The 11,827-nt window shown below is 60.6% G+C and carries 14 protein-coding genes and 1 pseudogene; 1 reads left to right on the top strand and 14 read right to left on the bottom strand.

Annotated features, from left to right (window positions below; all coding sequences use genetic code 11):
* Position 1: 1 nt before the first annotated feature.
* The 13 genes and pseudogenes from E2K80_RS01785 to trpS form a co-directional block, all read right to left on the bottom strand.
* Positions 2 to 1,543, bottom strand: coding sequence for an ABC transporter ATP-binding protein (locus tag E2K80_RS01785; protein ID WP_135372194.1), 1,542 nt, complete (start codon positions 1,541 to 1,543; stop codon positions 2 to 4).
* A 165-nt stretch (positions 1,544 to 1,708) separates the two neighbouring features.
* Complete coding sequence (locus tag E2K80_RS01790) at positions 1,709 to 2,707, bottom strand: BMP family lipoprotein (RefSeq protein ID WP_135372196.1); 999 nt, start codon at positions 2,705 to 2,707, stop codon at positions 1,709 to 1,711.
* 157 nt (positions 2,708 to 2,864) lie between these two features.
* On the bottom strand, positions 2,865 to 3,281 hold the full coding sequence (locus E2K80_RS01795; protein WP_135372198.1) for a GNAT family N-acetyltransferase: 417 nt from the start codon (positions 3,279 to 3,281) through the stop codon (positions 2,865 to 2,867).
* Positions 3,278 to 3,421 carry a hypothetical protein gene (locus tag E2K80_RS19385; protein WP_238475618.1) on the bottom strand — a complete coding sequence of 48 codons (144 nt, stop codon included), beginning with the start codon at positions 3,419 to 3,421 and terminating at the stop codon, positions 3,278 to 3,280. Before E2K80_RS19385 ends, E2K80_RS01795 begins: the two co-directional genes overlap by 4 nt.
* Positions 3,418 to 3,951: a tRNA (adenosine(37)-N6)-threonylcarbamoyltransferase complex dimerization subunit type 1 TsaB gene (tsaB, locus tag E2K80_RS01800; protein WP_238475619.1), complete on the bottom strand. Its 534-nt coding sequence runs from the start codon at positions 3,949 to 3,951 to the stop codon at positions 3,418 to 3,420. Before tsaB ends, E2K80_RS19385 begins: the two co-directional genes overlap by 4 nt.
* Positions 3,952 to 4,020: 69 nt before the next feature.
* The gene (locus E2K80_RS01805) at positions 4,021 to 4,461 is read right to left on the bottom strand and encodes a GFA family protein (RefSeq protein WP_238475620.1); all 441 of its coding nucleotides are present in this window, start codon (positions 4,459 to 4,461) and stop codon (positions 4,021 to 4,023) included.
* Between the two features lie 28 nt (positions 4,462 to 4,489).
* Entirely contained in the window at positions 4,490 to 5,053 is a 564-nt protein-coding gene (locus E2K80_RS01810) for a NifU family protein (protein ID WP_135372200.1), read from the bottom strand.
* A gap of 118 nt (positions 5,054 to 5,171) precedes the next feature.
* A complete protein-coding gene (locus E2K80_RS01815) occupies positions 5,172 to 5,627 on the bottom strand; it encodes a universal stress protein (RefSeq protein ID WP_135372202.1) in 456 nt (151 codons plus the stop codon).
* A gap of 81 nt (positions 5,628 to 5,708) precedes the next feature.
* Positions 5,709 to 6,575, bottom strand: coding sequence for a branched-chain amino acid aminotransferase (locus tag E2K80_RS01820; protein ID WP_135372204.1), 867 nt, complete (start codon positions 6,573 to 6,575; stop codon positions 5,709 to 5,711).
* Between the two features lie 40 nt (positions 6,576 to 6,615).
* Positions 6,616 to 6,756 (bottom strand): hypothetical protein, encoded by a 141-nt coding sequence (locus tag E2K80_RS19000; protein WP_168193070.1) that lies wholly within the window; start codon positions 6,754 to 6,756, stop codon positions 6,616 to 6,618.
* A gap of 90 nt (positions 6,757 to 6,846) precedes the next feature.
* Positions 6,847 to 7,197, bottom strand: a pseudogene (locus E2K80_RS01825) (VOC family protein); the annotation flags it as partial.
* A 212-nt stretch (positions 7,198 to 7,409) separates the two neighbouring features.
* Positions 7,410 to 7,565 carry a VOC family protein gene (locus E2K80_RS01830; protein WP_135372208.1) on the bottom strand — a complete coding sequence of 52 codons (156 nt, stop codon included), beginning with the start codon at positions 7,563 to 7,565 and terminating at the stop codon, positions 7,410 to 7,412.
* A gap of 226 nt (positions 7,566 to 7,791) precedes the next feature.
* Complete coding sequence (gene trpS / locus E2K80_RS01835) at positions 7,792 to 8,814, bottom strand: tryptophan--tRNA ligase (RefSeq protein ID WP_135372210.1); 1,023 nt, start codon at positions 8,812 to 8,814, stop codon at positions 7,792 to 7,794.
* A 115-nt stretch (positions 8,815 to 8,929) separates the two neighbouring features.
* Between trpS and E2K80_RS01840 the strand changes: the two genes are divergently transcribed.
* On the top strand, positions 8,930 to 9,613 hold the full coding sequence (locus E2K80_RS01840; protein WP_135372212.1) for a rhomboid family intramembrane serine protease: 684 nt from the start codon (positions 8,930 to 8,932) through the stop codon (positions 9,611 to 9,613).
* 608 nt (positions 9,614 to 10,221) lie between these two features.
* On the opposite strand, the gene murJ is transcribed toward E2K80_RS01840, so the two are convergent.
* Positions 10,222 to 11,823: a murein biosynthesis integral membrane protein MurJ gene (murJ, locus tag E2K80_RS01845; protein WP_135372214.1), complete on the bottom strand. Its 1,602-nt coding sequence runs from the start codon at positions 11,821 to 11,823 to the stop codon at positions 10,222 to 10,224.
* Positions 11,824 to 11,827 lie beyond the last annotated feature (4 nt).

Raw genomic sequence — 11,827 nt, forward strand, 5'->3', positions numbered from 1 at the left:
CTTACGCGGCCCCTTTGGTCATACCGGCCATCATCAGGCCCAGTTCATGTTCATCGGTTTCTGTCGCCAGACGCTCGCCCATGAAATGCCCGTCGAACATCACCGCGATCCGGTCGCTGAGGCCCAGAATCTCATCCAGTTCCACACTGACCAGCAAAATCGCCTTGCCCTGATCGCGCAGCGCGATGATCTGTTCATGAATGAACTCGATGGCGCCGATATCCACCCCGCGTGTGGGTTGCCCGATCAGCAGCAGATCGGGGCCGCGTTCCATCTCGCGGGCGACGACGATTTTCTGCTGGTTGCCACCTGAAAAATTGCGGGCCGGCAGGCGTGGATTGGGCGGGCGCACATCATAGCGTTCCATCTTGGCCACTGTGTCGGCGCGGATCGCGGCATTGTTCATCAACAGACCGTTGCGTTGATATTTCGCATCATGGTGATAGCCGAAGGCCACGTTTTCCCAGGCTTCGAATGCCATGATCAGACCTTCCTGCTGGCGGTCTTCCGGCACATGGGCAATGCCGCGCTTGCGCCGGGACCGGCCATCGGAATGCTTGCCGGTCAGGTCAATCGCGTCATTGTTGAGCATGACCGTACCGCCCTGTGCCGGGATCATCCCGCCCAGAACTTCCAGCAATTCGGTCTGCCCGTTTCCGGCAACCCCGGCAATGCCCAGAATTTCCCCTGCCCGGATATTGAAAGAGATGCCCTTCAGCCGCTCAACCCCTTGGCCGTCTCTGACCCGCAGATCGTCGACACTCAGGATCGTGGCCCCGGGCGTGGCCGGTTTCTTGTCCACACGCAGCAGAACCTTGCGGCCCACCATCAACTCCGCCAGTTGCTGGGGCGAGGTGTCGGATGTCCTGACGGTCGCGGTCATCTCCCCGCGCCGCATCACCGATACGGTGTCGGTCACATCCATGATCTCGCGCAGCTTATGGGTGATCAGGACGATGGTTTTCCCCTCATCCTTCAACCGCCCCAGAATACGGAACAGCTGATCGGCCTCGGCGGGGGTCAACACGCCTGTGGGCTCGTCCAGGATCAGGATATCGGCCTTGCGATAGAGCTGTTTGAGAATCTCCACCCGTTGCTGATGCCCGACGCTCAACTCTTCAACGATGGCATCGGGGTCCACCTCCAGCCCGTATTCATGGGCCAGTTCGGTCAGCAGCTTCCGGGCCTTGGCGATGGAGGGTTGCAGCAACGCGCCATCCTCGGCCCCGAGAATCACATTCTCCACAACGGTGAAGTTTTCCACCAGCTTGAAATGCTGATGCACCATCCCGATACCGGCGCTGATGGCGGCCTGGCTGTCGGGGATGGGGGTCAGCGTGCCATTGATGAAAATCTCGCCCGCATCGGCCTTGTAGAACCCGTAAAGGATCGACATCAGCGTCGATTTCCCGGCGCCGTTTTCGCCGACAATCCCATGGATCGTGCCCGGCTGCACGGAAATCGAGATATTCTTGTTGGCCTGTACCGGGCCAAAGGCTTTCGAGATGCCTTTCAGCTCAATCGCGGGGGCGGTCTGTGTCATCGGCTGGTCCTGACAGGGTCGTATGGCGTGTCATGCCGGTGGTTTCATCAAGGCAAGGGCCGCTTTCCGGTGACCGGTGCGGCCCTTGAAAGATCATGTATGATGCGCGGGGCGCGCGCGTGCGCGCGGGCGGCCATGTCTATCTGCCGCCCGCGCCCCACAGGCTTACTGCATCGCCACCGGGCAGGTGCCGTCATCCGAGAAGTTATGGACCTGAATTTCGCCTGCGATGATGGCGTCACGGGCCTCATCCAGCGCGGCCTGCATCTCATCGGTGATCAGTTCGGCGTTGTTTTCGTCCAGCGCATAGCCGACACCTTCCTCGGCCAGGCCGAAGACAAACAGGCCGGTTTCCAGATCGGCGCCGTTGGTGAAGGCGTCATAAACCGCCACATCCACGCGTTTCACCATCGAGGTCAGGACAGAGCCGGGATGCAGATAGTTCTGGTTGCTGTCCACACCGATTGACAGAATGCCTTCGTCGGTTGCGGTCTGCAGAACGCCCAGACCGGTGCCACCGGCGGCGGCATAGACGACATCGGCCCCCTGGCTGATCTGGCCACGGGTCAGTTCACCACCGCGCACCGGGTCGTTCCAGGCGGCGGGCGTGGTGCCCGTCATATTGGCCAGAACCGTCGCATCCGGGTTCACCGCCACAGCACCTTGCGCATAGCCGCAGCCAAAGCGCGAGATCAGCGGGATATCCATGCCGCCGATGAAGCCGACCGTGCCGGATTCCGAGGACATGGCGGCCAGCATGCCAACAAGATACGACCCCTCATGTTCAGAGAAGATGACCGAGCGGACATTGGGCTGGTCGACAACGCCGTCAATGATCACGAAAGTTGTGTCAGGATAATCGGGCGCCACCACTTCCAGCGCAGAGGCCTGGCTGAAGCCCGCCATCACGATCGGGTTCGATCCGGCTTCGGCCAGACGGCGCATCGCCTGTTCCCGCTGGGCATCCGATTGCAATTCGATCTCACGATATTCGCCGCCGGTTTCCTCGGCCCAGCGCTGGGCGCCGTTGAATGCGGCCTCGTTGAACGAGCGGTCGAATTTGCCGCCGAGATCAAAGATAATCGCCGGGCCATCGGCCAGAACGGCTGTCACGCTCAGCGCTGTTGCCGCGGCCGCACCCAGCAAAGATTTCATCAAGCTCATTTTTATACTCCCAATTGGTGGCAGGGCGAGCAGGTTGCCCGCAAGCAAAGATCTTTTGATCCCTGCATGGAATAAGGGCAAAGCCGGGCGGGGTGGTCAACCGGATTCTGCGGGCGCGGGGGTCGTGCCGGGTTGCTTTTATGCGGTTTCGCGTCGTTCAGGCCCGGATTTCGCGGGCCATCATCACCGCATCGTCGCGGGTGCCGTCGGGTCGGGTGTAATATCCCGGTCTGGTGCCCGTCTCGTCAAACCCTGCGCTGCGGTAAAGCGCGCGGGCAGAGCTGTTGCCAGCGGCAACCTCCAGAAACAGGCGGGTCACCCCCTCGGCCCGGGCCAGAGTTTCGCTCTTGTTCAGAAGGGCGCGGGCAATGCCCTGACGCTGTGCCCCGGGCAGGACGGCAAGGGTGAGGATCTCGGCGTCCGGCGGCAGAATACGCAGCAGAAGGAACCCGTTTTCATCGGGCAACATGCGGGTGGAGGGCTGGGCCAGAAGGGTTTTGAACTCTGCCACGCTCCACGGGCGTTGCGTGGTGAAGGCGCGCGCATGGATCAGCGCCATCTGCGCCGGTGTCATGACAGAATGACCGGCGCGGCAAGTTTCGAGGGCGCGGCATCCGCAGGCCGGACGTAAAGCGGGGCGGGGCGCGGACCTGTCTGGCCAGTATGAAGCTTTGCCAGGGCGATCCGCGCCAGCGGGGCCGCATAATCCGTCAATTCGGCAGGATGGGTGGGGGGGCAAGCCCCAGGGCCTGTGCGATTGCGCGGGCCTCATGCCCCATCACGGAACCATCCTGCGGTAAGGTCAGATCCTTCGGCGGGTTCGCCGGGTCGATCTGCTGCGCCGGGCCATGGGCCTGTCTGTTTCGGAATAATTGCACATAGGCGCTTGCCCGGGGGCCGGGCAGGCAGACCAGTTGCGGCGCCGGATCGGTCAGCCCATCCACCCCGCGCAACATCTCAAAGCTTGAGACGCCAATCGCAGGGATCTTCAGGGCAAGCGCCATGGCGCGCGCTGCAGAAACCGCGATCCGCAGACCTGTGAAATTGCCGGGGCCGATCCCGACACCAATCGCGGTCAGATCAGCGGGGGCGACATCCCGCGCGCCCATCATCTGCGCAATCATCGGCATCAGCGCCTCGGCCTGGCCTTTTTTCATCGGCTCCTGCCGGGCGTCGCAGGAGCCGGTGCCAGACAGAAGTGCGACCGCGCAATGCGCGGCGGATGTGTCAAATGAGAGGATCACCACCCGGCCCTTTCTGCTGCGGTGTCATATATTGTTGGTGCCCGGGGTATCGCATCTGTCTGTCAGATGTCACGCTTGGCTGTCCGCATCGGGTTTCGCGGCCTGAAGGCTGTTGCGTGAACTGCCGTGGTGCCGGGGTGCCGTGTCATCAATATGCAGCCAGGGCAGGCATGCATCCGCATGGCTGTGCAACTGTGGTTCAAACTCTGCGGCCTGATCCAGCAGGCCGATCGGTACATAGACCTGACCGGGCAGATAATCGAACCTGGCGGCAAGCGGTGATCCGCAATCCCTGCAAAACCAGCGTTCTACTCCCGGTGTATGTGAGACAGCAGGCCCCTGGTCCGGTGTCAGGCAAAGGTCATCTTCAGAAAATGCGGCAAAGGCTGCAACAGGCGTGCCGGTAATTCTGCGACAGTCGATGCAATGACAGTAAGAGATAGTTTGCGGGAGGTGCTGCGCAGTTATCTTTACCGCACCGCAATAGCAGCGCCCGGTGATCCGGGGCACGGGCGCACTATTCCCGTCGCACCCTTGCCTAGACGGCAACCGGACGCACCTCCAACACTTCGGGAATGTAATGGCGCAGCAGGTTTTCAATACCCATTTTGAGCGTCAGTGTCGAAGACGGGCAGCCCGCGCAGGCGCCCTGCATATGCAGATAGACGACACCGCGATCAAACCCGTGAAAGGTGATGTCGCCGCCATCCTGCGCCACGGCGGGGCGCACGCGTGTATCCAGAAGCTCCTTGATCTGGCCCACAATCTCGGCATCTTCGCCATCATGTTCCGCATGGCCGCCGGTTCCGCCGCCCTCACCCTCCATCACCGGGGCGCCGGACTGGAAATGCTCCATGATCGCGCCCAGAATGGCGGGTTTCGCATGATCCCAGTCGATGGCTTCCGCCTTGGTGACGGTCACGAAATCGGTGCCGAAAAACACGCCAGAGACCCCCTCAACCGCGAAAATCCGACTGGCGAGCGGCGATTTTTCCGCCGTATCGGCGTTCGGAAAATCGGCAGTGCCCATCTCCAGCACGGTCAGGCCGGGCAGGAATTTCAGCGTTGCGGGGTTGGGGGTCGATTCGGTCTGGATGAACATCTGCGTATATCCTTGAAGGGTTGCCTTGATATGCGCGTCGCGGCCCCAAAAGTCAAGTTTTGGAACGATTCTAAGTTGTGTGGCCGGGGCCGCAGATGGCAGGGGCCCGTGCCTGCCCTCAGGTGATCTGGTCCAGCTGCTCTTTCGACAATTCGCCCGGCACAATCGTCATCGGCATGGGCAGGCTGCCTGCACTTTTGGTCAGCGCACTGACCAAAGGTCCCGGCCCGCCCTTCCCGGTCCCTGCGCCCAGCACCAGCACACCCACCTCAGGGTCATCATGCACCTGGGCCAGAATTTCATCCACCGGTTCGCCTTCACGGATCACCAGTTCCGGGTCAATCCCCTGCCGGTCCCGCATCCATTTGGCAAAGACATTGAAATGCGCCTCGATCCGTTCCCGCGCCTCGGCACGCATCACTTCACCGACACCGATCCAATGGTTGAACTCATCAGGCGGTATCACCGACAATATCTCGACCCCGCCGCCGGTCCTGGCTGCGCGCATGGCCGCGAACCGCATCGCGTTCAGACATTCGCGGGTGTCATCCAGCACCACTAGAAATTTACGCATGGTTCAGGTCCCTCCGGTGGCACAGCATGGCGCGAAGGGCAGGGCCATGCAACGGATTTAGCAGCATTGCCCGATGACAGCTCAGCTCTCAGCGGAATTCGCCCAATCCCAATAAAGCTCCAACGCTTTGCGGGTCACCGGGCCAACCTGATAATCGGTGCCGTCAAACTCGGTCACCGGGGTGACTTTGTTGAGATTGCCGGACATGAAAACCTCGTCAGCCTCACGGAATTGCTGAAAGCTCAACACCTCCTCGCGAATCTCGTACCCGTCCGCCCACAGGTTGCTGATATGCCGCGCGCGGGTGATGCCGGACAGGAATGTGCCGTTCGCAATGGGCGTAAACACCACCCCGTCGCGGATCATGAAGATATTGGCGGTTGCGGTTTCGGCGACATTGCCCATCGCATCGGCCACCAGAACATTGTCATAGCCCTTGGTGTTCGCCTCGGCCAGCATCCGTGCATTATTGGGGTAAAGGCAGCCCGCTTTGGCATTGGTCACATTATCGCTCAGCACCGGGCGGTGGAACTGCGTTGTGGTCAGGCGCGAGGTTGCCTCGGGCTTGGCCATGGGGATCTCTTCCAGACAGATCGCAAAGCCCGTGGCGTCATCTTTGGGCACAATCCCCATATGGCCGCCATTGATGCCCCAATACATCGGGCGGATATAGATCGGTGTGCCTTTCGGGTAGCGTTTCAACCCTTCCCAGGCGATGTCGAATATCTCCTGCGTGCTGTGGGTCGGTTTCAGCATCAGTGCTGCGGCGGATCGGTTCACCCGGGCGCAATGGGCCATCAGGTCAGGGGCCATACCATCCACATGGCGCGCACCGTCAAAAACCGTGGTGCCCAGCCAGGCCCCGTGATCGGCGGCGCGCATGATGGAAACATCGCCATCATGCCACGCGCCGTCGAAATAGGTTTTGATATTGCTGCCGGTTGCCATCCAGATACCCTCCCGTTGTCGGGAAGGACCATGGCGGCATTTAGGTCATAGGTCCAGACTTAAACCCAAGCTGATAATCCATCGCACTGGGTTTCGGCTTGACCGGCACCGGTTTGTCAGTTGGTTTCGCCAGCACCTTAACAACCTCTGGCGTCGGTTTGATTTTGGTTTGATATGTCATGAGAATGCTCCCCCAGAGTGTGAAGTCGCGGATTGTGGATTGCAATATAAACGCCATGCCCCAAAAATCCAGCCCGGGACGGTGAAAGTTTTAGGTTTCGGCGGGGCTGCGCTCAATCCCGGCCAGCAAATCCTGTAAATCCAGTGCTTTGGGTGTCATCGTCAGGGTGTCATCGGTCTGGCGGGGCCAGTCCCCGGGCGCGCGGTCATGGTACAGTTCGATCCCGTTGCCATCGGGATCGGACAGATAGACCGCTTCGCTGACCCCATGGTCCGAGGCGCCTTCGATCCTCACATCTGCGGCCATCACCTGCGCCACAGCACGGGCCAGTGCGGTACGATCAGGATACAGAAAAGCCGCATGGAACAGACCCGTATGGCCCCCGGGCGCCGGGCTGCTGCCTTTGCTGAACCAGGTGTTCAGCCCGATATGGTGGTGATATAGCGAAATCGTTTTATTCTGTACCACCGCTCATCAAAATTCGCGTTCTATAGCGTTTCGACTTACTGTTGAAACGCCTTTCGCTGCCTTTCGCCTTCGGCTCAAACGCGAAAGCCGTTGTCTCTGTATCCATGTAAAGTCGAAACGCATTGGATCAGCAGCTTGCTGACCCGGAGGCAGCGAATTTTGAGTCAGATGAAACGATTTCTGCTCTAGCCGCCCGCTGACAGAAACACGGCCTGATCACCATAGCGCTGCTGTATCTCGAACCCAAGTACATCGCGATAAAACGCAATCGCCCGGTCCAGATCGGCGACTTTCAGATGAATATGGCCGACACGGGTGTCGGCGGCTGCGGTATAGGGCATGGGGGTCTCCTTTGCAGAGCAGATATAACGCCCCGCCGGACCGCCCAAATACCCACTGGCGCAGGGCAGACGTGCGGTTTTGCGCAGCTTGCAGCACCCCGACAGGCTGGCTTGACCTGCCCGCCCCTTCTTCTTGTCACAAATACGCCCTTCGCGACGCGCTTTTGCGCGGCGCAATCCCCGGTCTGTCCGATTGCCCGGATGTGTCAGGTTTTCACGAAACGCCTCAGCTTCGGATCATGCCCATAATATCATAAGCCTGCTCCAGAATAGGCACGGTGATCTCCCGCGCCCTTTCGGCACCCCGTCCCAGTATCCGGTCAATCTCGCCCGGGTCATCCATCAGCCGCGCCATCTCCCCCGCGATGGGGGCGAGTTTTTCCACGGCCACATCCGCCAGGGCCAGTTTGAAATGCCCGAACAGGGATCCGGCATGCTGATCCAGTACCGCCTGTGGATCCATATCCGCCAATGCGGCATAGATATTCACCAGATTGCGGGCATCCGGTCGCTCCGCCAGCCCGGCCATATTGTCGGGCAGGGGGTCGGGGTCGGTTTTTGCCTTCCTGATCTTCCTGGCAATCGCATCCGCATCATCGGTCATATTGATCCGCGACGCATCGGACGGGTCGGATTTCGACATTTTCTTGCTGCCGTCCCGCAGGGACATCACCCGGGTCGCCGCGCCCTTGATCACCGGTTCGATGATCGGAAAGAACGGCACACCGAAATCATGGTTGAATTTGGTGGCGATGTCGCGGGTCAGTTCCAGATGCTGTTTCTGATCATCGCCCACGGGCACATGGGTGGCGTGATAGACAAGAATGTCGGCGGCCATCAGGGACGGGTAGGCAAACAGCCCGAGAGAGGCGTTTTCGGCATTCTTGCCCGCCTTGTCCTTCCATTGCGTCATCCGCCCCATCCAGCCCATCCGCGCCACGCAGTTGAACACCCAGCCAAGCTGCGCATGTTCCGGCACCTGGGACTGGTTGATCAGAATGCTTTTCTCCGGGTCGATGCCCGAGGCGATGAAACTGGCGCAAAGCTCCCGCGTGTTGCGGCGCAGATCCGCAGGGTCCTGCCAGGTGGTGATCGCATGCAGATCGACCATGCAATAGACGGTTTCATACTCGCGCGCCTCCTGCATTTCGACGAAATTCTTGATTGCGCCCAGATAATTGCCCAGATGCAGGTCGCCTGACGGCTGGATGCCTGAAAAAACCCGCGGGGTGAAAGATGGTGTGGACATCGTTGATCTGACCTCATGACCTTGCCGATGCCCTCTGGCCATCGGCGCTGGCCTCGCTTACCCATGGCGCGCAGGCCCGTCAACCAAAGGGTCCGTCAACCAAGGAACAGATCCGATGCAGACCTCCAATGCCAGTCCCTTCAACGCGTTGCCCCCGGCAGTGATCGCGCTGGCGGTGATCATCGGCGGGATCGAGGCGCTGTTCCAACTGGCACAGGCCGGGTTTCTGGGCGGTGCGGGCGGGCTGGGCTGGCGGCAGAATGGGGTCAATGAATTCGGCGTCTGGACCCGGGTCATGGACTGGATGCTGGACAATCGCAGCTTTCCGTTCCGCGAATGGCGCCGGTTTCTGACCTATCCGCTGATCCATGTCTCGGCGACCCATGCGATCCTGGTTGTGGTGTTTGTTCTGGCCCTGGGCAAACTGGTGGCCGAGGTGTTTTCACAAGCCGCGTTTCTGGCGGTGTTTCTGATCTCCTCTGTGGTCGGGGGGCTTGGCTTTGTGTTTCTATCAGGCAGTGAATTTCCCCTGGTGGGGGGCTTTCCGGGCGCATACGGGCTGATCGGGGCCTTCACCTTCGTGGTGTGGATCGGTGCGGTCGGGCAGAACCGGCAGGGCGCGCGCGCCTTCGGGCTGATCGCGGTTCTGGCCATCGTGCAACTGGTCTTCAGCCTTTACGCGCTGGAATTCGGGCGGCTTGTGTCCAACCTGTCGGGGTTCATGGCGGGGTTTGTGATGTCCTTTCTGGTCCGCCCCGGGGGGTGGCAATGGTTGCTGAACCGGCTTCGCCAGCGTTAACCGCGCCACCATAAAACCTGAATTACCAATACCCTGCCGCACCTTCTGCGTTCTCGGGATAGTGGAGATACGTCATGTCTCAGCTTAGAGCAGAAATCGTTTCATCTGAATCAAAATTCGCTGCCTCCGGGTCAGCAAACTTCTGATCCAATGCGTTTCGACTTTACATGGATACAGAGACAACGGCTTTCGCGTTTGAGCCGAAGGCGAAAGGCAGCGAAAGGCGTTTCAACAGTAAGTCGAAACGCTATAGAACGCGAATTTCGATGAGCGATAGTGCAGATTAAACGATTCCTGCTCTAAAGGCGGGGTATTGTAACGGTGCAATGGGCAGGATTTCTCGAGAAATCCGTGTGGAAAACGCGCGTTTTCCACCCTTTGTAACAGACAGCGTTCATAGCGGTTTCGTTCACATTGAACCAGAACTCGCGGCCGCTCGATTAAAGCACCCTGCCTTAAACTTGAATCACAAATGCCCTGCCACGCTTCGCGTTCTCGGGACATTTGTGATGCGCGATGTCTCAGGTTTAAGGCAGCATGCTGTAGCAAATAGCTGATATCGCAAGAGAACGTCTATGGGCGATGGTGCGGAATAAAACGATTACGTTTTAACCGCGCCGCAGGGCGCTGCGCAGGTCCGACAGATGGAAGGCGTTCAGCGCCCGGCCGATCAGCACATAGCTGAGCATGCCCAGCCCGACCATCACCGCCAGCGCGCCGTAGCGCCAGCCCGCCGTGCCCAGAAGCGGCCCAAGCATCAGGCCCAGCCCCCACAAAACCACCCCCATCAGGATCGCGGCAAAGACGATCCGCCAGACCCGGCGGCGATAGCGGGCATCGAAACAGGCGACCTCGCCCATCGACCGGGTGCCCCGCAACAACAGCCAGACCATGACCCAGGCGGCGATTGTGGTGCCGATGGCCGCCCCCAGAAATCCGATCACCATGGCCAGCCCAACGGCCACCACCGCATTCACCCCCATCGCCACCACCGCATAGCGAAACGGAGATCGCGTATCCTCGCGGGCGAAATAAAGCGGTTGCAGGACTTTTTGCAGCACGAAAGCGGGCAGGCCCGCGCCATAGGCCGTGAGCGCCAGGGCGGCGGCGGCCACATCATCGGGGCCGAAGGCGCCGCGCCCGAACAGAACCGAGACCAGCGGGATCGGGATCACCATCAGCGCCACGGCGGCCGGGATCGTCAGGGCCATGGATATCTCTGCCGCACGGCTCAACGCGTCTTGCCCGCCTGCATCATCCCCGGCCCGCAACCGGCGCGAGAGATCGGGCAACAGCACGATGCCGATCGCAATGCCGACCACACCCAGAGGCAGTTGATACAGCCGGTCCGCAACGCTTAGCCACACGATGGCGCCGTCAAAAAAGCTGGCCACCTGACGGCCCACCAGCAGATTGATCTGGACCACGCCACCGGCCAGCATTGCGGGGGCCGCGATAATCGCCAGCCGCTTCAGATCAGGCGACAGGCGCGGCATCTGGACCCGCATCCGAAACCCGGCCCGGGCCGCCGCCGTCCAGACCAGAGCCATCTGCGCGACCCCGGCAAGCAGCACACCCCAGACCAGCATGCGGCCGGTGTAAAGATGGCTGACCCCGTCAATCCGGACGGTATCGGCCCCGATCACATTTTCCAGCAAACCGGATTGCGCCAGAACCAGCACTCCGATCAGGATGATGTTCAGCAATACCGGGGCGGCGGCAGCGGCGGCAAACCGGCCCGTGGCGTTCAGCACCCCGGACAGAAGTGCTGCCAGCGAGATGAACAGGATATAGCCAAACGCGACCCGCCCGTAAGAGACCGCCAGATCAAACCGCAGATCACCGGCAAACCCCGAGGCCATGGCCAGAACCATCCAGGGCATGATCAGCTGCGCCAGCAATGTGAAGAGGATCAGAACCGTGGCCAGCCCCGCAAAGGCCTCCCGCGCGAAGCCAAGCGCATCTTCCTCCGCTTCCAGCTTCTTGGAAAACAGCGGCACGAAAGCGGTGTTGAACGCGCCCTCGGCAAAGAAGCGGCGGAACATGTTGGGCAGGGAAAAGGCGATCAGAAACGCTTCGGCCACCGGGCCTGCGCCCAATATGCCGGTGATCAGAATATCGCGGGCAAAGCCGAAGACGCGGCTGAGAAGGGTCCATATCCCGACGGTCAGAAACCCGCTGATCAGCCGGATCGGGCGCGCCGCCGCCACCCGG

This window comes from Rhodophyticola sp. CCM32 (assembly GCF_004751985.1).
Classification (GTDB): Bacteria; Pseudomonadota; Alphaproteobacteria; order Rhodobacterales; family Rhodobacteraceae; genus Rhodophyticola.